The organism is Priestia sp. KCTC 13724 (assembly GCF_056820425.1).
This window is the reverse complement of the sequence record NZ_JBXDLD010000165.1, coordinates 1-22,604: the sequence shown is the minus strand read 5'-3', so window position 1 is coordinate 22,604 and position 22,604 is coordinate 1. Positions and strand designations below refer to the sequence as shown.

Here is a 22,604-nt window from a genome sequence, read left to right as displayed (position 1 = left end):
GACTTATCGGAGGACTTAATGAGAAAAAACTCAAAAGTGCACGAGAAGAAAGCAAAGGTAATTCCGTTTTTTAAAACGGGAGAAGAATATTTTGAAAAAGCACTTAAAGCCTATCAATATAAAGATTTATATAAAGCAAAACGATATCTTCAGAGAGCGTCAGAGTTAGACCGGGATGAGCCGTTAATTTTATATCAGTTAGCGACTATTTTAAATGATTTAGGTGAATATAAAGAATCAAACGAGCTGTTGCTTCATATTATCAACGATTTAGATTCTACAATGGTCAATTGTTATTATGTGATTGCTAATAATTTTGCGCATCTTGGATTATTTCAAGAAGCGTATAAATACGTTCAATGTTATTTGGAAGAAGATGTAACTGGCGAGTTGTTAGAGGAAGCGGAAGAGCTGGAAGACCTGCTTTCCATTGATTTAGAATCAGACGAAGAATATGAGGAAGATGCGCTGATTTTAAAGCAAGAACAGGCAAAACAGTTGCTTCAAGATGCACAGTTTGAAAAAGCGATTCAGCTATTAGAAGAAATCATTCGAGACTATCCTGAATTTTGGCCAGCGTACAATAATTTAGCGTTAGCTCATTTTTATCTTAATGAAACAGATAAAGCAATTGGTTTATTAGATGAAGTGTTAGAAAAAAATCCTGGGAACTTACATGCTTTGTGTAATCAATTAGTGTTTCACTATTACGGGCATAACCAGAACGTCGTGAATTATTTGATTCAACAGCTAAGCTGCGTATATCCTTTATCTCTGGAGCATCAATATAAATTAGGATCAACGTTTGCTCTTGTCGGGGAATACAAGTTAGCATATGGGTGGTTAAAGAGTTTATATAAAAAAGGATTTCAAGCAGACTCGTCTTTTCATTATTGGCTTTCTTATGCTGCTTATCATGTGGGGTTTGAGCAGTTTGCTAAAGATATATGGAAAAACGTTGGTGATTCGGGTTCAATGGTGAAGTTAGAAGCGCCTTGGCAATTTAATGAGAAGAACAATCGTCGTTTCTATTCTGAAATCGATGTTGTCGCTCAAGAAAAATGTGAAAGCACACATATTCATGATCAGCTGTATAGCCTGTATATGGCTAAGAAGCTTCCTGATAAAGAACGGTTGCTTCTATTAGAAAAAATTAAGCCATCCATACATACAAGTTCATTACTTGATGAAGTATATACGTATGTATGGCAGAATAAGCAGCACATCATGTTTGAAATTGCAGATTTAATCCAAGCTGAAATTGAAGCTGAAGTAGAGGCAGCCGGTATCATTCAGTTTTGGTTTAACATATATGTAGAATTGAATAACATACAGGCTGCCGAATGGCACCATGTCAACGTAAATGGATGGGCATCTGCAGCGACTTACTGCTACCGGAAGCAAAAGCAACAAGCTGTTTCTCAGGAAAAGGTAGCTCAACTGTATAGTATTTCTTTATCAACGGTACGCAAATACGTCAAAATTGTAAATAACCTGCTGAAGTGAGCAAAAAAATAGACGATAGTGTCGTTAGCGTATTAGGATAAAATTAATTAAAAATATATGAATAGATTCCTAAAAGGAGTGTTACTCAATGACAGAAGAAAAAATTTATGATGTCATTATTATCGGAGCCGGCCCAGCAGGAATGACTGCTGCTGTATATACGTCTCGTGCGGATTTATCAACATTAATGATTGAGCGCGGAATCCCTGGTGGCCAAATGGCAAATACGGAAGACGTAGAAAATTACCCTGGCTATGACCATATTCTAGGTCCAGATCTTTCAAATAAAATGTTTGAACATGCGAAGAAATTCGGTGCTGAGTATGCATATGGGGACATTAAAGAAATTATTGAAGGCGAAGAGTATAAGACTGTTGTAGCTGGTAAAAAAGAATATAAAGCGCGTGCTATTATTATTGCAACAGGTGCAGAGTATAAAAAACTAGGTGTTCCTGGTGAAAAAGAATTAGGAGGACGCGGCGTTTCTTACTGTGCAGTATGTGACGGAGCTTTCTTTAAAGGAAAAGAGCTTGTTGTTGTTGGTGGAGGGGACTCTGCTGTTGAAGAGGGTGTGTACTTAACGCGCTTTGCAACAAAAGTAACGATTGTTCACCGTCGTGAGGAACTTCGTGCTCAAAAAATCTTACAACAGCGTGCATTTGATAATGAGAAAGTAGACTTTATCTGGAATCACACTGTAAAAGAAGTGAATGAAAAAGACGGTAAAGTAGGTAGCGTAACGCTTGTTAATACACAAACTGGTGAAGAACAGGAATTCAGAGCAGATGGCGTGTTCATTTATATCGGTATGGTTCCTTTAACAAAGCCGTTTGAAGGCTTAAACATCACCAATGCAGAAGGCTATATTGAAACGAATGAACAAATGGAAACACGTGTCCCAGGAATCTTTGCTGCTGGTGACGTTCGTGAAAAAGCACTTCGTCAAATCGTTACAGCAACGGGAGATGGAAGTATTGCTGCTCAAGCAGCTCAACATTATATTGAAGAACTGAAAGAAAAGTTAAAAGCCGTTAACTAATTTGTTACGTATATCTTTACAAAAAGTTATTCTGTTTTAAAGTTTTTGTAACGTACGTGAAATGTTTATGGGGTACTATATAAGTAGTAATTGACCCCCTTTTATAAAATAGTAACTTTGACGGGCGTAGGACTTGTTCCTAGGCCTTTTTTTTGGACTGTTTTTTGTACCATCGACATATATTTTCAGAAAATTTAGTATTAAGTAAGTGTCTTCGTTGTGAGGGCTGTTTGTTTCGTAGTATAATGATAGACAGAAAAGTGAAGAGAAGAAGAGGTGGAAAGATGCAACGAGTTACGAATTGTGTATTAGTGAAAGACGGAAAAGTACTATTACTTCAAAAGCCAAGGCGAAATTGGTGGGTAGCTCCCGGTGGGAAAATGGAACAAGGAGAATCAGTAAAGGATTCCGTTGTTCGAGAATTTCGTGAAGAAACAGGCATCTACCTGAAGAATCCAACGGTAAAAGGTATTTTTACGTTTACAATGAAAGAAAATGATAAAATTGCGTCAGAGTGGATGATGTTTACTTTTTTTGCTACCGACTTTGATGGAACAAATGTGCTAGAATCAGAAGAAGGAAAGCTTGGTTGGCATAACTTAAATGATGTTAGTGAATTACCAATGGCACCAGGAGACCATCATATTATTGATTATGTGGCAAAAGGTTCTGGTGTAATCTACGGTAATTTTACATACACGACTGACTTTGAGTTATTGTCTTATCGAATCGATCCTTGCTAACTATTTGGTTAGATAAACAATGAAAAAATTCGGTTTTAATAGGGGGTAAACAAATGAGTACTGGATCTGTAAGCGATATTCAATTGGTTATTATTACTGGAATGTCAGGTGCAGGAAAAACGGTGGCAATTCAAAGTTTTGAAGATTTAGGTTTTTTTTGTGTGGACAATCTTCCCCCAACGCTATTGCCTAAGTTCCTTGAACTTATGAAAGAATCTGGAAATAAAATGAACAAAGTAGCGCTTGTTATGGATTTGCGAGGGCGAGAATTCTTTGATAGCTTATTTGAAGCCTTAGATAATATGAGTGAAACGACATGGGTTATGCCTCAAATTCTCTTTTTGGATGCAAAAGACTCTGTGCTCGTAACAAGATATAAAGAAACAAGGCGTTCACATCCTCTTGCTCCTTCTGGATTGCCTTTAGAAGGTATTAGTATGGAACGTGAGCTATTAGAGGAATTAAAAGGACGTGCCCAGTTAATTTATGAAACATCTGACTTAAAACCAAGAGAGCTACGCGAGAAAATTCTTACGCAGTTTGCTTCACATGCTTCACCTGTTTTTACAGTGAACGTTATGTCATTTGGGTTTAAGTATGGGGTGCCAATCGATGCTGATCTTGTTTTTGATGTTCGCTTCTTGCCAAACCCGCACTACATTGATCATATGAGGCCGAAAACAGGTCTTGAAGAAGAAGTTTCTTCCTACGTGTTGAAATGGACCGAAACGCAGAAGTTTGTTGAAAAGGTGCTTGATCTTTTAACATTTATGCTGCCGCAGTATAAGCGTGAAGGGAAAAGTCAGCTTGTCATTGCGATTGGTTGTACGGGTGGTCAACATCGCTCAGTCACTTTGGCTGAACATATCGGCCATCATTTTGAAAAAGACTATAAAACACATATTTCTCATCGAGACATCGAGAAGAGGAAGGAAAAATATAGATGAATAGTGAACAGCCTGCAAAAGTCGTTGTCATTGGAGGAGGAACAGGATTACCTGTATTATTAAGAGGGTTGAAAGAATATCCTCTTGATATTACAGCAATTGTAACGGTTGCTGACGACGGCGGAAGTTCTGGGAGGCTTCGAGATGAGCTAGAGATTCCGGCTCCTGGTGATATTCGAAATGTGTTAGCCGCATTATCTGATGTTGAACCGTTGGTAGAAGAGCTGTTTCAACATCGCTTTGAAACTGGAAATGAATTGATTGGTCACTCACTGGGGAATTTGCTTTTAGCCGCAATGACATCTATTACAGGTGATTTTGTGCATGCGATTCGTGAGATGAGCAAAGTGTTAAATGTTCGTGGTAAAGTATTACCTTCTGCTAATCGTAGCGTAGTGCTACATGCAGAAATGGAAGACGGAGTAATTGTCACAGGAGAGTCTAAGATTCCGGAGTATGGAAAAAGAATTAAGCGCGTATTTTTATCTCCAAAAGATATTAAGCCTTCTGCTGAAGCGTTAAAAGCAATTCGCAAAGCTGACTTAATTATATTAGGTCCAGGTAGCTTATATACAAGCATCCTGCCTAATTTACTTGTTCCGGATATTCGAGATGAGCTATGTACGACAAAAGCGAGAAAAGTATATGTATGTAATGTGATGACCCAGCAAGGGGAAACATTAGGTTTTAAAGCAAGTGATCACGTAAAGGCTCTGTATGATCATATGCCTTGTGCGTTTTTAGACGCAATTATTGTAAATAATGCGCCAATTCCTGCACCGTTAAAGAAGCGCTATGAGGTTGAACAAGCACAGCCTGTGGAATACGACCGAGAAGTGCTGACTGAATTAGGACTAGAAGTGTTGGAAGAACAGATTATTCAATATGACGGTAGTGTTATTCGTCACGATACGAAAAAAGTGGCACGCCTTATCTTTAATATGTTGGCGTAAACGTCAATTTCCGCAACTTACTACGACAACAGAATGGAGGTGGGAAAGGTGTCGTTTGCTTCAGAAACAAAAAAAGAACTTACTAATTTAGAAGTGAAAGATTGCTGCGCAAAAGCAGAACTTTCAGCTTTAATTCGAATGAACGGGTCGTTGGCATTTTCTAATCGTAACTTAACAGTGGACGTACAAACAGAAAATGCAGCCATCGCCAGAAGAATTTATGTACTTCTAAAGAAATCGTATAACGTAACGGTGGAGCTGTTGGTGCGTAAAAAAATGAGGTTGAAAAAGAACAATGTTTACATTGTTCGTCTGGTGGAAAAAGCTCGTTTTTTACTGGAGGATTTAAAAATTTTAAATGAAGGCTTCACATTTACTCATAACATTTCAGAAGAGCTTGTCAAAAAGAAGTGTTGTAAGCGTTCATATTTGAGGGGAGCTTTCTTAGCTGGAGGATCAATTAATAATCCAGAAACATCCTCTTATCATCTAGAGATTTTTTCTCTCTATAGAGAGCACAATGATGCCCTTTGTGAGTTAATGAATACATTTGGCTTAAACAGTAAAACGCTTGAGCGTAAAAAAGGGTATATCAATTACTTAAAAGAAGCAGAGAAAATCACGGAATTCTTAAGTATTGTTGGAGCACATAGCGCTTTATTACGTTTTGAAGACGTTCGTATTGTACGAGATATGCGAAACTCTGTTAATCGACTCGTCAATTGTGAAACAGCGAACTTAAACAAGACCATCGGTGCAGCGATTCGGCAGGTGGAAAATATTCGTTATATTCAAGAGACAGTTGGGCTCGAAGTATTGCCTGAGAAGCTTCGTGAAATTGCTCGTTTACGAGTAGAATACCAAGACGTAACGCTAAAAGAACTAGGGGAAATGGTATCCGGCGGACAAATTAGCAAGTCTGGAATTAATCATCGTCTACGCAAGATAGATGAAATTGCCGATAAATTGCGTGCTGGACAACCAGTTACGTAAAGCAAGGGACATGGGAGGAGAACATAATGGAAAAACAAGTAGAAATTAAATTGAGAACAGGCCTTCAAGCACGAGTAGCAGCCATGTTTGTTCAAGAAGCTAACCGTTTTACATCGGATGTGTTTTTAAAGAAAGATGAAAAAGTAGTAAACGCTAAGAGCATTATGGGGTTAATGAGCTTAGCGTTAAATCGTGGTACCGTTATCACGCTGATTGCTGAAGGTAGTGACGAAGAAGAAGCTATCCAAGCGCTTTCTTCTTATGTAGAAAATGATGCATAAAAAAACCGTTCCCAATTGGGAACGGCTTCTTATTACTTCGGATCGTTTGTGAAAATTTTATCAATTAATCCGTATTCAAGAGCACGCTCAGCAGTCATGAAGTTATCACGATCTGTATCGCGTTGAAGAACTTCTAGTGGTTGACCAGTGCGCTCAGCTAAAATGTGATTTAATTTCTCACGTAAGAAAAGAATGCGTTTAGCAGCAATCTCAATCTCTGTTGCTTGACCTTGCGCTCCACCTAAAGGTTGGTGAATCATTACTTCACTATTTGGTAACGCAAAACGTTTGCCTTTTTCACCTGCAGCAAGTAAGAAAGCACCCATTGAAGCAGCCATTCCGATACAAATTGTTGATACTTTTGGCTTGATAAACTGCATTGTATCGTAAATCGCCATACCTGCTGTAATTGATCCACCAGGACTGTTAATATAAAGTGAAATATCTTTTTCTGGGTCTTCTGCTGCTAAAAATAGAAGTTGTGATACAATTGAGTTTGCAACGTTATCATCAATTGCACTTCCAAGCATAATGATACGGTCTTTTAACAGCCGTGAATAAATGTCGTATGCACGCTCACCGCGGTTTGTTTGTTCAATAACTGTAGGAATTAGATTCATATAAAATTCCTCCTCAACAAGAATAATTTGTTATGTACCTTATAATACATGTAAGGTCAATAAAGGTCAAACAAAAGAACTGCTCTTTACACATATTCGCTTTTTCTGGTATGTATTCCTTTTCTGTACTTTATAAATTTTTCCCGATTGCTCCAAAAATAAACGTTGTATACTTGAAAAGATTGGTTTTCTTTCCTATAATGAAAGCAGTCATCATCGGAATAATGATTTATTTTATGCCCTCGTAGTGTAGTGGATAGCACAAGAGATTCCGGTTCTCTTAGGGTGGGTTCGAATCCTGTCGAGGGCGTCTAAAAGCGTTGCAAACTTGCAGCGCTTTTTTATTTGTTCTGTAAAAACTGTATATTTTATGTGTGGATAGGCCTAATAATTCGTAAGTTAATTCGTTTGTCATGGTTGCCAATTTTGGCAGAATGCTATAAAACAAGTATATAAGGAAAAGTAAAACTAAGGAGGAAAAATTGTGAAATCCCTTAATAAGTTTTTTATTGTAAGTGCATCTCTTGCGTTATTGCTTTCCGCATGTGGATCGAATGAAGAAGCAGCAACACAAGAAAAGTCTCAGCAAGTGCAACAAGAAAATGAAAAAACAGTTTCAGAGGAGCAGTCTGACAGTAAAGAGTCTCAGACGAACAAAGAGTCAGAGGAGACTGAAAGCAATGACGTAGAGTCAAAAGGCGAAGCAACACTAGATAAAGAAGAGCCGGCAGTCGAAGAAAAGACAAGTAAAGAGGCAACGGAAAGGCCTTTAACCGAGTCACCTGAAGATAGAGAACAAGCAGAAGTAACGAAGCCAACAGAAGAACAAAATGATGCTGCATCAAACGAAAAGTCAGCTGAAGAGCAGCCAGAAGAAAATTCTGAAGTTCAGGACAAAGAATTAGTCCAAAGCGATAATCAAGAGTATGCAATTAAAGTACTTGAAGGCTACGAACTAGCTGGGGAAGAGCCTGGTCGTGATACGGTAATGTATAAAGAGGATGGCTCTCAATTTATGCGTATTGAGCTTCTATCAGATGTTTCGGAAAAACAAGCAGTAGAAGTAGTAAAGCAAACAGCAATGGCAGTGGACCCGAACGCTGTACAAAAAGCAAGCGTTCCTGCAGAAGGAAAGATTGCCAATGCAGAGTGGTATGAAGCAGAGTCTAATGATATGAATGTACAAGTTATTGTAACGAAAGGAACAAAGCCTGTTAAGATTACGATTTTTGCTAAATCAGCTGAGCAAACAGATAAATTTATTGAAATGGCGAACACGATTCAATAAACCGTTGGAAAGGGCTACGAAACATTCGTAGCCTTTTCTATTTCAATATATTTCTCCTTCTAGTTCGTTGCTAAGTAATAAGGTTCAAAGTAGAATAAACAGTGGGAGGGAGAAACAATGGAGGTAGGTTTATTTCAACAGCAGTCTTTAAAGCTTTCCATGTCGAAAGAGTTATCGCAGGCAATTTCTCTTTTACAATATTCATCGTTGGATATTGCATCATTTATACAAGAGCAAGCGATGCAAAATCCGCTTATCGATTTTGGTGATGCCCCGTTAGTTACAAGTAGGCCTTCAGTTTATAAGCAGAACGCTAATGATGATAAAGACTTACTAAACTCAATTGCTTCTAAGCAAGAAACATTGACAGAGCACTTGCTAGGTCAAATTGTGTTTTTGGAATTAACCACTAAGGAACACGACATCATTTGCTATATGATTGAGAACTTGGATGAGCATGGATATCTGAAGGAGGACTTAATGCTTGTAGCACAAGCATGCAGTTGTAATTTAGAAGAAGTGGAAATGGTGTTAAATTCTCTTCAACAGTTAGATCCTATAGGGGTAGGGGCAAGAAATCTTCAGGAATGTTTACTGATCCAGCTAGAGCAAAGCGGGCAGCTTTCTGATGAGTTAGAAATAATTTTGACAGAATATTTTCAAGAGTTTGCGTATAAAAAGTGGAGTAAAATTTCAAAAGAGTGCAGTATATCACTGGAGCAAGTTCAAAAATACCATGATCAAATTAAGCGTTTGAACCCTCGGCCAGGATTACTATATGCCACTCAAGCAGAGCGCTTTATTATTCCGGACTATATTATAAAAAAAGAGGGCTATGAGCTAGTAGCTTACGTCAATGAAGAGTTAGATTTTCGGTTATCAGTTAACGATGCATATAGACAAAGCTTAATGCTCCAAGATAACCACGCGGTTAAGCCGTATTTGCAGGAAAAGTACCGAGAGTTTCAATGGATTTTAAAAGGGCTCCAGACTCGAAAGCAGACGCTAAACGCAATTGTTCATGGACTACTAGAAAAACAGCAAAGATTCTTTCAACATGGGCCATCTTTTTTACAGCCGTTAACGATGAAAGAACTAGCAGACTATATTAACGTCCACGAGTCAACAGTGAGCCGAGCGACAACTCATAAGTATATTCAAACACCTTTTGGAACATTTTCTATGAAGTCGTTTTTTACAGCAAGTTTAAAGCTGGGTACCACTGAAGAAACGTCCGTTATGACGGTAAAAGAGCTTATTAAACAGTTAGTGGAAAAAGAAGATAAAAAGAAGCCGCTATCTGATCAGCAGCTCACCAACCAGTTATTAACAGAGCATGATGTGAAAATATCAAGAAGAACGGTAGCTAAATACCGGGAACAGCTAAACATTGCTTCATCTAACCAAAGAAAAGTTTACGTATAACTCTATTAAAAAGAAGGTGATGTCGATGCAGGTTGTTTTGTATACAAGAAAAACATGCCCTTTATGTGAAGAGGTTAAAGATATGTTAACTGCCTTACAGCATGACCTTAACTTTAGTGTGATTGAAAAGGATATTTACTCAGATGAACGTTTATTAGAACAATTTCATCTTATGATTCCGGTTATAGAAATCGATGGTGAGGTTGTTATGTATGGGAAAATTCAAAGAGAAAATATAAGAAAGCGTTTACTTTATAAAAACGCCATCAGATGAGTTGAATAAAGGATTCACTCCTGTTAGAATGAAACATGTAACAGGGTGAATTTTTTTTGCGTGGGTGGGACAAAATATGTCTATATGGGACTTATGTTGTCCAACGAACTTGCGCCTTAAGGAGATTTAAACATGCGTTCATTAATAGAAGTACAACGAAAATTATTGCCTGAACTTCTATCTGTTATGCAAAAGCGATATCAAATCTTGCAGTACATACGCTTAATGCAACCGATCGGTAGACGCAACTTAGCTGTTAGCTTAGGGTTAACAGAGCGTGTGTTACGCAGTGAGGTTACATTTCTGAAAGAGCAAGATTTAATTGATGTGCAGACAACTGGAATGACACTTACGACAGAAGGTGAGCTACTGCTACACGATTTAGAAGTCGTAATGAAAGAAGTTTCCGGACTTCGATTATTGGAAACAACATTAAAAGAAGCCTTTTCTTTAGCAGAAGTCGTTGTTGTTTCTGGAGATAGCGATTCTTCACTTTTTGTTAAAAACGAAATGGGTAGAGCTGCTGTGTCGTGCATCAAAGAGCGCCTTGTTGATTCCAAAAAGATTGTTGCTGTTACAGGTGGTACAACGCTTGCCGCTGTTGCCAATATGATGACACCCGAAATTAAGCACCCTGATGTTCTATTTGTGCCAGCTCGTGGTGGACTTGGTGAAAATGTTCAAAACCAAGCGAACACTATTTGCGCAAAAATGGCTGAAAAATCGATGGGTCAGTATCGTCTTCTTCATGTCCCAGACCAGCTAAGTGACGAAGCCTATAAGTCAATTGTAGGGGAACCTTCCATTCGGGAGATGATTCAATTAATTAAGTCAGCAAGTATGGTTGTTCATGGAATAGGAGACGCTATGACAATGGCGGAGCGTCGAAGGACATCTTCTGAAGACTTAGAAAAAGTCAAAAAAGGACATGCTGTTGGTGAAGCTTTTGGATATTACTTCAATCAAAAGGGAGAAGTTGTTCATAAAGTGAAAACAGTTGGCATACAACTCGATGATTTAAAGAACAATAAATGTGTCATCGCGGTAGCAGGTGGTTCTTCGAAGGCAAAGGCAATTCGAGCATTTATGCAACAAGCACATCATTCGATTCTGATTACAGATGAAGGTGCTGCAAAAGAGTTAGTAAGGGATTTTAATTAATCCCTGATTATAAAAAATACTTTTTACATTCAAGGAGGAAATACCCATGGTAGTAAAAATTGGTATTAACGGATTTGGTCGTATCGGCCGTAACGTATTCCGCGCAGCTTTAAAAAACGATAACGTTGAGGTAGTAGCAATTAACGACTTAACTGACGCTAACATGCTTGCTCATCTTTTAAAATATGATTCTGTACACGGTAAATTAGATGCAGAAGTAGTAGTAGATGGCAACAACTTAGTAGTAAACGGTAAAACAATCGAAATCTCTGCTGAGCGTGACCCAGCTCAATTATCTTGGGGCAAACAAGGCGTAGATATCGTTGTTGAATCTACTGGATTCTTCACAAAACGCGCTGACGCTGCAAAACACTTAGAAGCAGGAGCTAAAAAAGTAATCATCTCTGCTCCAGCAAGCGATGAAGACATCACAATCGTAATGGGTGTTAACGAAGACAAATACGATGCAGCTAACCACAACGTAATTTCAAATGCTTCTTGTACAACTAACTGCTTAGCGCCATTCGCTAAAGTGTTAAACGACAAGTTCGGCCTTAAACGTGGAATGATGACAACGGTTCACTCTTACACAAATGACCAACAAATCTTAGACTTACCACATAAAGATTACCGTCGTGCTCGTGCAGCTGCTGAGAACATCATCCCAACTTCAACTGGTGCTGCTAAAGCTGTATCTCTAGTATTACCTGAATTAAAAGGTAAATTAAACGGTGGAGCTATGCGTGTTCCAACTCCAAACGTTTCTCTAGTAGACTTAGTTGCTGAGCTTGATAAAGAAGTAACTGTTGAAGATGTAAACAACGCTCTTAAAGAAGCTGCTGAAGGCGATCTTAAAGGGATCCTTGGCTATAGCGAAGAGCCATTAGTATCTGGTGACTACAACGGTAACATCAACTCTTCTACAATCGACGCATTATCTACAATGGTAATGGAAGGTAACATGGTAAAAGTTATCTCTTGGTACGATAACGAGAGCGGATACTCTAACCGTGTAGTAGACTTAGCTCAATACATCGCTGCTAAAGGACTATAAGAACAGCGAAATCGACTCTTTAGTCATAGCTAGATAGATATCCCATAGGACACTGCTTTGTTTTTATTGGATATCTCAAATGAGAAATACTATAATAAGACTTGCTAAGGAAGAGAGGGGCCCCCCCCCTCTTCCTTGATTTATGTATCGGCTTCTACAGCATAAACGTCATCTTGTTGCTAGTCGTGGCATTTTTCATATTGTAAGGCGCCAATATATGAAAGGTTACTACAGCTAGCTATATTGTGATTTACATAGAAGCCTAATCGCTTAGTACCCCATAATACTTAAGGAGGCCTTTTGACGATGAATAAAAAAACGTTGAGAGACATCGATGTAAAAGGAAAGCGAGTATTTTGTCGCGTAGACTTTAACGTACCAATGAAAGACGGAAAAGTAACAGATGAAACTCGTATTCGTGCAGCTCTTCCTACTATTCAACACCTAGTAGAACAAGGTGCAAAAGTAATTTTAGCTAGCCATCTTGGACGTCCAAAAGGCGAAGTAGTTGAAGAATTACGTTTAACTGCTGTTGCAGAGCGTTTACAAGCTCTTTTAGGTAAAGACGTAGCAAAAGCTGACGAAGCTTTTGGTGAAAACGTACAAAAAACAATCGACAGCATGAACGAAGGCGATGTTTTAGTACTTGAAAACGTACGTTTCTACCCAGGTGAAGAGAAAAATGATGCTGAATTAGCAAAAGCATTTGCTGAGTTAGCAGACGTTTACGTAAATGATGCATTTGGTGCAGCTCACCGTGCACATGCTTCAACTGAAGGAATTGCTCACCATATTCCAGCAGTAGCAGGTTTCTTAATGGAAAAAGAACTTGATGTGCTTTCTAAAGCATTATCAAACCCAGACCGTCCATTCACTGCAATTGTTGGTGGAGCAAAAGTTAAAGACAAAATCGATGTAATTGATAATCTGCTTGATAAAGTAGATAACTTAATCATCGGTGGAGGACTTTCTTACACATTTATTAAGGCACTAGGCCATGAAGTAGGTAAATCTCTTCTTGAAGAAGATAAGATTGATCTTGCAAAATCATTCATGGAAAAAGCGAAGAAAAATGGTGTTAACTTCTACATGCCAGTAGACGTGGTAGTAGCAGATGACTTCTCAAATGATGCAAACACTCAGACTGTATCAATTGAGAACATTCCAAGCGATTGGGAAGGCTTAGATGCGGGCCCAAAAACGCGTGAAATCTATGCTGACGTAATTAAAAACTCTAAGCTAGTGATCTGGAATGGACCAATGGGTGTATTTGAATTAGATACATTCGCTAACGGTACAAAAGCAGTAGCGGAAGCTTTAGCTGAAGCAACTGACACATACTCAGTAATCGGTGGAGGAGACTCTGCTGCAGCTGTTGAGAAATTCGGTTTAGCTGATAAAATGAGCCATATTTCTACAGGTGGCGGTGCGTCACTAGAGTTTATGGAAGGTAAAGAACTTCCAGGCGTAGTTGCTCTAAACGATAAGTAAGTTGAACGTAACAGTTAGATGGAGGACCGACCTGAAAACTGATGCTAAGAACGAACATCAAAGAGAGTAACGAGTGGGACATGAAAGAGATAAAAAGAGTGTGGACCGACCTCTTTTGAACAGCACCCTCTTTTTAATCCAACGTGAGTGAAGGGAAACCAACAATAAACAAAGGACGGTGTTACACATGCGTAAACCAATCATTGCAGGAAACTGGAAAATGAACAAAGTACTTTCAGAAGCAACAAGCTTTGTTGAAGAAGTAAAGGGAGCAGTACCATCTCCTGAGAACGTAGAATCAGTAGTATGTGCTCCAGCATTATTCTTAGACCGCTTAGTACAAGCAACTAAAGGTACAGACTTAAAAGTTGGTGCACAAAACATGCACTTTGAAGAAAGCGGAGCATTCACTGGAGAAGTAAGCCCAGTTGCACTAGCTGATTTAGGCGTGAACTATGTAATCTTAGGTCACTCTGAGCGTCGCGAAATGTTCGCTGAAACTGACGAAACAGTAAATCAAAAAACAATCGCTTCATTCAAACATGGTTTAACACCCATCGTTTGTTGCGGTGAAACAAATGAAGAGTATGAGCAAGATCAAACAAAAACAGTTGTAGCTAACCAAGTACAAAAAGCGTTAGCAGGTTTAACTGACGAGCAAGCAAAACAAGTTGTTATTGCTTATGAGCCAATCTGGGCAATCGGTACAGGCAAATCTTCAACTGCAGAAGGTGCAAACGAAGTTTGTGCTTATATCCGTAGCGTAGTAGCAGAGCAATTCTCTCAAGACGTAGCAGATGCAGTTCGTATTCAATACGGCGGAAGCGTAAAGCCTGCTAACATCAAAGAATACATGTCTCAATCAGACATCGACGGTGCTTTAGTAGGTGGAGCAAGCTTAGAAGCTTCTTCATTCTTACAGCTTTTGGAGGCTGGTAAGTAATGAGTAAGAAACCAACAGCATTAATCATCTTAGATGGTTTTGCATTACGTGATGAAGAAAAAGGTAATGCAGTTAAACATGCAAAAAAACCAAACTTCGATCGTTACTGGAACGAGTTTCCACATGCGACACTTCAAGCATCAGGTGAAGCTGTAGGTCTACCAGAAGGCCAAGTGGGTAACTCTGAAGTAGGACACTTAAATATCGGTGCAGGTCGTATTGTTTATCAAAGCTTAACACGTGTGAATGTAGCAATTCGCGAAGGTGAGTTTGAGAAAAACGAAACGCTTGTAGCTGCGGTGAAACACGCAAAAGAAAAAGGTACAAGCCTTCATCTTTTCGGACTTTTATCGGACGGTGGTGTTCACAGTCACATCGAGCATTTATATGCTCTTCTTCGCTTAGCGAAAAAAGAAGGTCTAGAGAAAGTGTATATCCACGGTTTCTTAGATGGTCGTGACGTAGCACCTCAATCTGCCGAGCAGTATTTAAAAGAATTAAATGAAAAAATTGAAGAGTACGGCGTTGGGGAAATTGCAACACTTTCAGGACGTTACTACTCAATGGACCGTGACAAACGCTGGGAGCGCGTTGAAAAAGCTTATCGCGCAATGGTTTACGGTGAAGGTCCATCTTATACAAGCCCAGAAGAGTGCGTAAAAGACTCTTACGAAAACGGCGTATACGACGAATTCGTCTTACCTTCTGTTATTACAAAAGAAGACGGTTCACCTGTTGCGACAATCAAAGATGAAGATGCAGTTATTTTCTATAATTTCCGTCCTGATCGTGCGATTCAAATTTCAAATACGTTTGCAAACGAAGACTTCCGCTCGTTTGATCGCGGTGAAAAACATCCGAAAAACTTACATTTCGTATGCTTAACTCACTTTAGTGAAACAGTTAACGGATATGTAGCTTTCAAGCCTGTTAACTTGGATAATACGCTTGGTGAAGTATTATCTCAAAACAACTTGAAGCAGCTTCGTATTGCAGAAACAGAAAAATACCCACACGTAACGTTCTTTATGAGCGGTGGACGTGAAGCAGAGTTTCCTGGTGAAAAGCGAATCTTAATCGATTCACCAAAAGTAGCAACATACGATTTAAAACCTGAGATGAGTGCTTATGAGGTGACGGACGCGTTGCTTGCAGAAATCGAAGGAGACAAGCAAGATGTTATTATTTTAAACTTTGCAAACCCAGATATGGTTGGACACTCTGGTATGTTAGAGCCAACAGTTAAAGCAATTGAGACAGTCGATGAATGCCTAGGTAAAATTGTGGATGCGATTTTAGCTAAAGGTGGTACAGCAATCATCACAGCAGACCATGGTAACTCTGATGAAGTTGTAACGCTTGAAGGTAACCCAATGACGGCTCATACAACAAATCCAGTTCCAGTTATCGTAACAAAGCAAGGCGTAGAGCTTCGTGAAGATGGTATTCTAGGTGACTTAGCTCCTACAATGCTTAACCTTTTAGATGTAGCTCAGCCAAAAGAAATGACAGGTAAAACATTAATTAAATAATTGATTTTTAAAGGAGAGTTTTAAAATGCCAACAATTCTTGACATTTATGCACGCGAAGTATTAGATTCTCGCGGTAACCCAACAGTTGAAGTTGAAGTATACACTGAGTCAGGCGCTTTCGGACGCGCAATCGTACCAAGTGGTGCTTCTACTGGTGAACACGAAGCAGTAGAACTACGTGATGGTGACAAATCTCGTTACCTAGGTAAAGGTGTATTAAAAGCAGTTGAAAACGTAAACGAAATCATCGCTCCTGAATTAGTAGGTATGGACGCAACTGACCAAATCGGTATCGACCGCCTTATGATCGAGCTAGATGGTACTGAAAATAAAGGTAAACTAGGTGCTAACGCTATCCTTGGTGTATCTATGGCAGTAGCTCATGCAGCAGCTGACTTCGTAGGTCTTCCATTATACCGTTACCTTGGTGGATTCAACGCTAAGCAATTACCAACTCCAATGATGAACATCATCAACGGCGGTTCTCATGCTGATAACAACGTTGACTTCCAAGAATTCATGATCTTACCTGTAGGAGCTCCTACATTTAAAGAAGCAATCCGTATGGGTGCTGAGGTATTCCACGCGTTAAAAGCTGTATTATCTGCAAAAGGCTTAAACACAGCTGTAGGTGACGAAGGTGGATTCGCTCCAAACCTTGGTTCTAACCGTGAAGCATTAGAAGTAATCGTTGAAGCAATCGAAAAAGCTGGCTACAAAGCTGGTCAAGACATCCAATTAGGTATGGACGTTGCTTCTTCTGAATTCTTCAACAAAGAAACTGGTAAATACGATTTAGCTGGAGAAGGCCGTAACGGTTTAACTTCTGCTGAAATGGTAGACTTCTACGAAGAACTAGTTAACGAATTCCCAATCGTTTCAATCGAAGACGGTTTAGACGAAAATGACTGGGATGGTCACAAACTTTTAACTGATCGTATCGGTGGTAAAGTACAACTTGTTGGTGATGATTTATTCGTAACAAACACGAAAAAGCTTGCTCAAGGTATCGAACAAGGTGTAGGTAACTCTATCCTTATCAAAGTTAACCAAATCGGTACATTAACTGAAACATTTGAAGCAATTGAAATGGCTAAACGCGCTGGTTACACAGCTGTAGTTTCTCACCGTTCTGGTGAAACTGAAGATGCAACAATCGCTGATATCGCTGTTGCAACAAACGCTGGCCAAATCAAAACTGGTTCTATGTCTCGTACAGACCGTATTGCAAAATACAATCAATTACTACGCATCGAAGACGAGCTAGGTGTTCTAGCTGTATACGATGGCGCTAAATCTTTCTATAACTTAAAGAAATAAGTTATATGAGTGATAAAAAAGATGGATGAAAGCTTTTCATCCATCTTTTTTTTATTGTCTTGACTTGTACCAATAGCCATTTTATGATAAATTTACTTTAAAGTAGTCTGATTTTTAGCATATAAAAATAGTTTGTATAGATAGCAACAGTTTATTTTCCTTATCTACAGGAGGTAGCATATGCACACATTTCTAATCACGCTGCTAGTTATTGTTTCGATTGCGCTAATCGTGGTTGTTGTTCTTCAAACAAGCAAATCCACTGGCTTATCTGGAGCAATTTCAGGTGGTGCTGAAACATTATTCGGTAAGCAAAAAGCGCGTGGACTTGATTTAGTACTGCATCGTTTAACGGTTGTATTATCCGTGCTGTTTTTCTTATTAACGATTGCGGTATCATATTTTCAACTGTAAGTTCGTTTGTAAATACCACCTGATGTATACGAATTTGGTATGTGCCAAGTTGTATACATCAGGTGGTATTTTTCATAAGTGTTCAATTCTTTAACTTTAAATTCATGTAATGATATAATGAATATTTAATGAAAAAGATTCCATTTTGCTTGGACAAATGGAATTACATAAACAAACACAATGATTAGGTCATGCTTTGTGAGACATATCACATAAAAAAATGACTGATTTCTTCATAGTTGTAGACATTATAGAAAAAAGGAGTTAATTGAAATGAAAATTGCACAACCAAAACCGTTCACTTTTGAAGGTGGAGATAAAGCCGTATTGTTATTACACGGATTCACAGGTAATTCAGCAGATGTTCGTATGCTCGGACGCTTCTTAGAAAAGAAAGGGTACACGTGTCATGCACCTCATTATAAAGGACATGGCGTAGCACCTGAAGAATTAGTACATACAGGGCCTGAAGATTGGTGGAAAGACGTAATGGATGGCTATCAGCTTTTAAAAGATCGTGGTCATGAAAGCATTGCAGCAGTTGGGCTATCACTTGGTGGCGTATTTTCGCTTAAATTAGGTTACACTGTACCTATAAAGGGTATTGTCCCAATGTGCGCACCTATGTATATCAAAAGTGAAGAAGTGATGTATGAAGGTGTTTTAGAGTACGCTCGCGAATATAAAAAGCGTGAAGGAAAATCTGAAGATCAAATCCAGCAAGAGATGGAAGAATTTAAGAAGACACCGATGAATACGTTGAACGCATTACAAGGACTAATTTCAGAAGTTAGAGACTCTGTTGATATGATTTATGCACCAACATTTGTTGTACAAGCACGTAACGATCATATGATTAATACAGATAGTGCAAATATTATCTACAATAATGTTGAGTCACCTGTAAAAGATATTAAATGGTATGAAGAATCGGGTCATGCTATTACGTTAGATAAGGAAAGAGACCAGCTGCATGAAGATGTTTATCAATTCTTAGAATCATTAGATTGGTAAAAGGCTAATCAAAAAATGAGAGCCTAAAGTTGGCCAAAAAAGTAAATGAGGACGGATGAATGCTATTTTTGATAAATAGTGTTATTGATAAGCACAACGAAAAGGAGGGAAAGACTTGGAACAAGAAATTCAACAGTATATTGACCGTTTGTTAACGTTTATGAAAGAAGAAACGTATAAACCTTTAACGGTCCAAGAATTAGAGAAAGAGTTTGGGATTGAAGATTCAGCTGAGTTTAAAGATTTTGTAAAAGCTCTTGTAATCATGGAAGAACAAGGTCTTATAATTCGAGCAAGAAACAATCGATATGGTGTACCTGAACGAATGAATTTCGTTAAAGGAAAAGTAACAGGTCATGCCAAGGGATTTGCATTTGTTGTCCCAGAAGAGCAAGGAGCGGATGATATTTTCATTCCACCCACGGAGATAAACAATGCAATGCATGGAGACATTGTATTAGCTCGCGTACTGTCAGAGTCTTCAGGTAACCGCCGTGAAGGAACCATTGTTAAAATCATTGAGCGTGGTACACAACAAATTGTTGGAACGTACACGGAAAGTAAAAACTTTGGGTTTGTTATTGCGGATGATAAAAAGATCGCAGGAGATATCTTTATTCCTAAAGATGCACGTAATGGGGCGGCAGAAGGACATAAGGTTGTTGTAGAGTTAACAAGCTATCCAGAAGGGCGCATGAATGCAGAAGGGAAAATTGTACAGATTTTAGGTCATAAAAATGATCCAGGAGTCGATATTATCTCAGTTATTCATAAATATGGACTTCCACAGGAGTTTCCAGGCGATGTTTTAGAGCAAGCGATTAATATACCTGAAACGATTTCAGAAGACGAAATAAAAGGTCGTCGAGATCTACGAGACCAAGTGATTGTTACTATTGATGGGGCAGATGCTAAAGATTTAGATGATGCGGTAACGGTAACAGAGCTTGAAAACGGTAACTATAAGTTAGGTGTTCACATTGCAGATGTTAGTCACTATGTAACGGAAGGTTCACCAATTGATGTAGAAGCGGCAGAACGCGGAACAAGTATCTACTTAGTAGATCGCGTAATTCCTATGATTCCGCATCGACTTTCAAACGGGATTTGTTCCTTAAATCCAAAAGTAAATCGATTAACGCTTTCCTGTGAAATGGAAATTAATTCAGCTGGAGAAGTGGTTAATCATGATATCTTCGAAAGTGTAATCAAAACAACTGAGCGAATGACGTATTCCGATGTTAATAAAATTCTAACAGACAAAGATGAAGCCGTTCGCGCTCGTTATGAAGAGCTGATTCCAATGTTTGAGCGTATGGAAAAACTGGCGGAAATTCTTCGTAAAAAGCGTATGGACCGAGGAGCAATCGACTTTGATTTTAAAGAAGCAAAAGTATTAGTTGATGACGACGGTCATCCAACCGATGTGATACTGCGTGAGCGCTCTGTATCCGAAAGGCTAATTGAAGAATTCATGCTAGCAGCAAATGAAACTGTGGCTGAGCATTTTCACTGGATGAATGTTCCGTTTATGTACCGTATTCATGAAGATCCAAAAGAAGAAAAGCTTAATCGCTTTTTAGAATTTGTGACGAATTTCGGATACGCTGTAAAGGGAACAGGAAATGACATTCATCCTCGTGCGCTACAGGACATTTTAGAAGCAGTAGCGGGAACACCAGAAGAGATGGTGGTTTCTAAAGTAATGCTACGCTCGATGCAGCAAGCCAAATATCAAGCAGATAACCTTGGCCACTTTGGACTATCAGCGGAGTTCTACACACATTTCACGTCTCCAATTCGCCGTTATCCTGATTTAATCGTTCATCGCTTAATTCGTACGTATTTAATTAACAATCAGGTGGATGAAGCAACGCAAGAAAAATGGGGCGAAAAGCTTCCTGAAATTGCTGATCACTCTTCAAGCATGGAAAGAAGATCGGTTGACGCAGAGCGTGAAACGGACGATATGAAAAAAGCGGAGTTTATGGCAGATAAAATTGGTGAAACGTTTGACGGAATTATTAGCTCAGTAACAAACTTTGGAATGTTCGTTGAACTATCAAATACAATTGAAGGTCTTGTACATGTTAGTGATTTAACGGATGATTATTATCGCTATGATGAACGCCATTATGCAATGATTGGTGAGAGAACAGGAAAAGTGTTCCGTATTGGCGATGAAATTGAAATTAAAGTTGCTGATGTGAATAAAGACGAGCGTGCCATTGACTTTGTTATTGTCGGCATGAAGACAAGTCAAAAGCGTTTGTCAAAAGACCGTCCAAAAGTGATTAACATGAAACAAAAGTCACGCAAGGACGATAAAGAAAACCGCAGAGGTCGTCGCAAAGATAAAGCAGGCGATTCAAAAGGTGAATGGACAACACAAAAGCCGAAAAAGAAGAAAAAGAAAAAATTCTTTGAAGGCGCACCAAATCTTAAAAAGAAAAAGAAGAAGCGTAAATAAGTGAATAGAAGCAGCCTTAACGGCTGCTTCTAAAGACGAGCGAATGAAAGGGGAATAAGCAAGTATGCCAAAAGGTGAAGGGAAAGTAGTTGCTCAAAATAAAAAAGCAAGACACGACTATTTTATTGAAGAAACGTACGAAACAGGAATTGTCCTACAAGGAACAGAAATAAAGTCGATTCGTAACGGGCGCGTAAACTTAAAAGACTCCTTCGCACGCGTTCAAAACGGTGAGGTATTCTTACATAATATGCACGTTAGTCCATATGAACAAGGAAACCGCTACAACCATGAACCGCTGCGTACTCGCAAGCTTTTACTTCACAAGCGTGAAATCAATAAATTGATCGGCTATACCAAGGAAACAGGGTATTCACTTGTACCGTTGAAAATCTATTTAAAAAACGGCTTTGCTAAGGTTTTATTAGGTCTTGGTAAGGGTAAAAAGAAATATGACAAGCGCGAAGACTTAAAACGTAAAGAAGCGAAACGCGATATAGAGCGAGCTTTCCGCGATCGTCAAAAAGAATAGTTACATTATTTTACAATTGCGAAATGCTTGTTTTGTGCTATAATAAAAATAGTTATTCGTTAGATGACTTTTGCAAACACAAGTCGCTATCTGCTGTAAGTGAAAAATCTTACGCATTCCGACTCCCTTTTCATAATGGGGACGTTACGGATTCGACAGGGATAGTTCGAGCTTAGGTTGCGAGTCGAGGAGATGGCCTCGTTAAAACATCAACGCCAATAATAACTGGCAAATCTAACAATAACTTCGCTTTAGCTGCCTAATAACAGCTTAGCGGTTCCTCCCTCCATCGCCCATGTGGTAGGGTAAGGGACTCACTTTAAGTGGGCTACGCCGGAGTTCGCCGTCTGAGGACGAAGGAAGAGATTAATCAGACTAGCTCTTTGGGCGCCTGTCAGCAGGCAGATAAATGAGCGAAATGCGAATATGCTGACTACACTCGTAGACGCTTAAGTGGCGATATTTCTGGACGTGGGTTCGACTCCCACCGTCTCCACCAAATACATAATTTTGGTGGCTAACCTTACTTATAATAGAGGCTGGGACATAACTAGCCAAAAATAATGAAAAAGGGTTCTCATCATCGCATTTTGATGATGAGAA

21 protein-coding genes, 1 tRNA gene and 1 other RNA gene are annotated in these 22,604 nt (G+C 39.0%); 22 read left to right on the top strand and 1 reads right to left on the bottom strand.

Annotated features, from left to right (window positions below; genetic code table 11):
* The first annotated feature begins 18 nt into the window (after nucleotides 1-18).
* The 7 genes from AC1UFB_RS18135 (at nucleotide 19) to AC1UFB_RS18105 (ending at nucleotide 6,462) form a co-directional block, all read left to right on the top strand.
* A complete protein-coding gene (locus tag AC1UFB_RS18135; RefSeq protein WP_100346627.1) occupies nucleotides 19-1,506 on the top strand; it encodes a tetratricopeptide repeat protein in 1,488 nt (495 codons plus the stop codon).
* An 88-nt stretch (nucleotides 1,507-1,594) separates the two neighbouring features.
* On the top strand, nucleotides 1,595-2,545 hold the full coding sequence (trxB, locus tag AC1UFB_RS18130; protein WP_100346628.1) for a thioredoxin-disulfide reductase: 951 nt from the start codon (nucleotides 1,595-1,597) through the stop codon (nucleotides 2,543-2,545).
* 284 nt (nucleotides 2,546-2,829) lie between these two features.
* A complete protein-coding gene (locus tag AC1UFB_RS18125; RefSeq protein WP_025907442.1) occupies nucleotides 2,830-3,288 on the top strand; it encodes an 8-oxo-dGTP diphosphatase in 459 nt (152 codons plus the stop codon).
* 53 nt (nucleotides 3,289-3,341) lie between these two features.
* Entirely contained in the window at nucleotides 3,342-4,235 is an 894-nt protein-coding gene (gene rapZ / locus AC1UFB_RS18120) for an RNase adapter RapZ (protein ID WP_025907443.1), read from the top strand.
* Nucleotides 4,232-5,188, top strand: coding sequence for a gluconeogenesis factor YvcK family protein (locus AC1UFB_RS18115; protein WP_061785536.1), 957 nt, complete (start codon nucleotides 4,232-4,234; stop codon nucleotides 5,186-5,188). Before rapZ ends, AC1UFB_RS18115 begins: the two co-directional genes overlap by 4 nt.
* 48 nt (nucleotides 5,189-5,236) lie before the next feature.
* Nucleotides 5,237-6,181, top strand: coding sequence for a DNA-binding protein WhiA (whiA, locus tag AC1UFB_RS18110; protein WP_025907447.1), 945 nt, complete (start codon nucleotides 5,237-5,239; stop codon nucleotides 6,179-6,181).
* 23 nt (nucleotides 6,182-6,204) lie between these two features.
* The gene (locus AC1UFB_RS18105; RefSeq protein WP_025907448.1) at nucleotides 6,205-6,462 is read left to right on the top strand and encodes an HPr family phosphocarrier protein; all 258 of its coding nucleotides are present in this window, start codon (nucleotides 6,205-6,207) and stop codon (nucleotides 6,460-6,462) included.
* Nucleotides 6,463-6,494: 32 nt separating this feature from the next.
* Here the strand turns inward: AC1UFB_RS18105 and clpP are convergent, their stop codons facing one another.
* Complete coding sequence (gene clpP, locus AC1UFB_RS18100; protein ID WP_062686797.1) at nucleotides 6,495-7,082, bottom strand: ATP-dependent Clp endopeptidase proteolytic subunit ClpP; 588 nt, start codon at nucleotides 7,080-7,082, stop codon at nucleotides 6,495-6,497.
* 238 nt (nucleotides 7,083-7,320) lie between these two features.
* Here clpP and AC1UFB_RS18095 point away from each other — a divergent pair.
* The 15 genes from AC1UFB_RS18095 (at nucleotide 7,321) to ssrA (ending at nucleotide 22,500) form a co-directional block, all read left to right on the top strand.
* Nucleotides 7,321-7,392 (top strand) — tRNA-Arg (locus AC1UFB_RS18095).
* 174 nt (nucleotides 7,393-7,566) lie between these two features.
* Nucleotides 7,567-8,370 (top strand): prolipoprotein diacylglyceryl transferase, encoded by an 804-nt coding sequence (locus tag AC1UFB_RS18090; protein WP_100346630.1) that lies wholly within the window; start codon nucleotides 7,567-7,569, stop codon nucleotides 8,368-8,370.
* Between the two features lie 117 nt (nucleotides 8,371-8,487).
* Nucleotides 8,488-9,795 (top strand): RNA polymerase factor sigma-54, encoded by a 1,308-nt coding sequence (gene rpoN / locus AC1UFB_RS18085; RefSeq protein ID WP_100346631.1) that lies wholly within the window; start codon nucleotides 8,488-8,490, stop codon nucleotides 9,793-9,795.
* A gap of 25 nt (nucleotides 9,796-9,820) precedes the next feature.
* Entirely contained in the window at nucleotides 9,821-10,069 is a 249-nt protein-coding gene (locus tag AC1UFB_RS18080; RefSeq protein ID WP_025907455.1) for a glutaredoxin family protein, read from the top strand.
* Nucleotides 10,070-10,201: 132 nt separating this feature from the next.
* Nucleotides 10,202-11,230 carry a sugar-binding transcriptional regulator gene (locus AC1UFB_RS18075; RefSeq protein ID WP_025907456.1) on the top strand — a complete coding sequence of 343 codons (1,029 nt, stop codon included), beginning with the start codon at nucleotides 10,202-10,204 and terminating at the stop codon, nucleotides 11,228-11,230.
* 46 nt (nucleotides 11,231-11,276) lie between these two features.
* Entirely contained in the window at nucleotides 11,277-12,284 is a 1,008-nt protein-coding gene (gene gap, locus AC1UFB_RS18070; RefSeq protein ID WP_025907458.1) for a type I glyceraldehyde-3-phosphate dehydrogenase, read from the top strand.
* A gap of 306 nt (nucleotides 12,285-12,590) precedes the next feature.
* Nucleotides 12,591-13,775, top strand: coding sequence for a phosphoglycerate kinase (locus AC1UFB_RS18065; RefSeq protein ID WP_025907460.1), 1,185 nt, complete (start codon nucleotides 12,591-12,593; stop codon nucleotides 13,773-13,775).
* Nucleotides 13,776-13,962: 187 nt separating this feature from the next.
* A complete protein-coding gene (gene tpiA, locus AC1UFB_RS18060; RefSeq protein WP_025907462.1) occupies nucleotides 13,963-14,718 on the top strand; it encodes a triose-phosphate isomerase in 756 nt (251 codons plus the stop codon).
* Nucleotides 14,718-16,250, top strand: a complete 1,533-nt coding sequence (gpmI, locus tag AC1UFB_RS18055; RefSeq protein WP_328100797.1) for a 2,3-bisphosphoglycerate-independent phosphoglycerate mutase — start codon at nucleotides 14,718-14,720, stop codon at nucleotides 16,248-16,250. The genes tpiA and gpmI overlap by 1 nt, the downstream gene beginning before the upstream one ends.
* Nucleotides 16,251-16,275: 25 nt before the next feature.
* On the top strand, nucleotides 16,276-17,571 hold the full coding sequence (eno, locus tag AC1UFB_RS18050; RefSeq protein WP_025907465.1) for a phosphopyruvate hydratase: 1,296 nt from the start codon (nucleotides 16,276-16,278) through the stop codon (nucleotides 17,569-17,571).
* A gap of 180 nt (nucleotides 17,572-17,751) precedes the next feature.
* Nucleotides 17,752-17,985 (top strand): preprotein translocase subunit SecG, encoded by a 234-nt coding sequence (gene secG / locus AC1UFB_RS18045; protein ID WP_025907467.1) that lies wholly within the window; start codon nucleotides 17,752-17,754, stop codon nucleotides 17,983-17,985.
* A 273-nt stretch (nucleotides 17,986-18,258) separates the two neighbouring features.
* Nucleotides 18,259-18,999, top strand: a complete 741-nt coding sequence (locus tag AC1UFB_RS18040) for an alpha/beta hydrolase (RefSeq protein ID WP_025907469.1) — start codon at nucleotides 18,259-18,261, stop codon at nucleotides 18,997-18,999.
* Nucleotides 19,000-19,114: 115 nt separating this feature from the next.
* Nucleotides 19,115-21,469: a ribonuclease R gene (rnr, locus tag AC1UFB_RS18035; RefSeq protein ID WP_328100798.1), complete on the top strand. Its 2,355-nt coding sequence runs from the start codon at nucleotides 19,115-19,117 to the stop codon at nucleotides 21,467-21,469.
* A gap of 64 nt (nucleotides 21,470-21,533) precedes the next feature.
* Nucleotides 21,534-22,001: an SsrA-binding protein SmpB gene (gene smpB / locus AC1UFB_RS18030; RefSeq protein ID WP_076512327.1), complete on the top strand. Its 468-nt coding sequence runs from the start codon at nucleotides 21,534-21,536 to the stop codon at nucleotides 21,999-22,001.
* A 137-nt stretch (nucleotides 22,002-22,138) separates the two neighbouring features.
* Nucleotides 22,139-22,500, top strand: a transfer-messenger RNA (tmRNA) gene (gene ssrA / locus AC1UFB_RS18025).
* Nucleotides 22,501-22,604: the final 104 nt, after the last annotated feature.

What these genes read in the sequence shown, in the direction of transcription:
- AC1UFB_RS18065 (WP_025907460.1), top strand. Translation starts at nt 12,591, where the DNA reads ATGAATAAAAAAACGTTGAGAGACATCGATGTAAAAGGAAAGCGAGTA.
- smpB (WP_076512327.1), top strand. Translation starts at nt 21,534, where the DNA reads ATGCCAAAAGGTGAAGGGAAAGTAGTTGCTCAAAATAAAAAAGCAAGA.
- AC1UFB_RS18115 (WP_061785536.1), top strand. Translation starts at nt 4,232, where the DNA reads ATGAATAGTGAACAGCCTGCAAAAGTCGTTGTCATTGGAGGAGGAACA.
- AC1UFB_RS18040 (WP_025907469.1), top strand. Translation starts at nt 18,259, where the DNA reads ATGAAAATTGCACAACCAAAACCGTTCACTTTTGAAGGTGGAGATAAA.
- AC1UFB_RS18075 (WP_025907456.1), top strand. Translation starts at nt 10,202, where the DNA reads ATGCGTTCATTAATAGAAGTACAACGAAAATTATTGCCTGAACTTCTA.
- secG (WP_025907467.1), top strand. Translation starts at nt 17,752, where the DNA reads ATGCACACATTTCTAATCACGCTGCTAGTTATTGTTTCGATTGCGCTA.
- trxB (WP_100346628.1), top strand. Translation starts at nt 1,595, where the DNA reads ATGACAGAAGAAAAAATTTATGATGTCATTATTATCGGAGCCGGCCCA.
- rpoN (WP_100346631.1), top strand. Translation starts at nt 8,488, where the DNA reads ATGGAGGTAGGTTTATTTCAACAGCAGTCTTTAAAGCTTTCCATGTCG.
- AC1UFB_RS18080 (WP_025907455.1), top strand. Translation starts at nt 9,821, where the DNA reads ATGCAGGTTGTTTTGTATACAAGAAAAACATGCCCTTTATGTGAAGAG.
- AC1UFB_RS18135 (WP_100346627.1), top strand. Translation starts at nt 19, where the DNA reads ATGAGAAAAAACTCAAAAGTGCACGAGAAGAAAGCAAAGGTAATTCCG.
- tpiA (WP_025907462.1), top strand. Translation starts at nt 13,963, where the DNA reads ATGCGTAAACCAATCATTGCAGGAAACTGGAAAATGAACAAAGTACTT.
- gpmI (WP_328100797.1), top strand. Translation starts at nt 14,718, where the DNA reads ATGAGTAAGAAACCAACAGCATTAATCATCTTAGATGGTTTTGCATTA.
- gap (WP_025907458.1), top strand. Translation starts at nt 11,277, where the DNA reads ATGGTAGTAAAAATTGGTATTAACGGATTTGGTCGTATCGGCCGTAAC.
- eno (WP_025907465.1), top strand. Translation starts at nt 16,276, where the DNA reads ATGCCAACAATTCTTGACATTTATGCACGCGAAGTATTAGATTCTCGC.
- rapZ (WP_025907443.1), top strand. Translation starts at nt 3,342, where the DNA reads ATGAGTACTGGATCTGTAAGCGATATTCAATTGGTTATTATTACTGGA.
- AC1UFB_RS18125 (WP_025907442.1), top strand. Translation starts at nt 2,830, where the DNA reads ATGCAACGAGTTACGAATTGTGTATTAGTGAAAGACGGAAAAGTACTA.
- clpP (WP_062686797.1), bottom strand. Translation starts at nt 7,082, where the DNA reads ATGAATCTAATTCCTACAGTTATTGAACAAACAAACCGCGGTGAGCGT.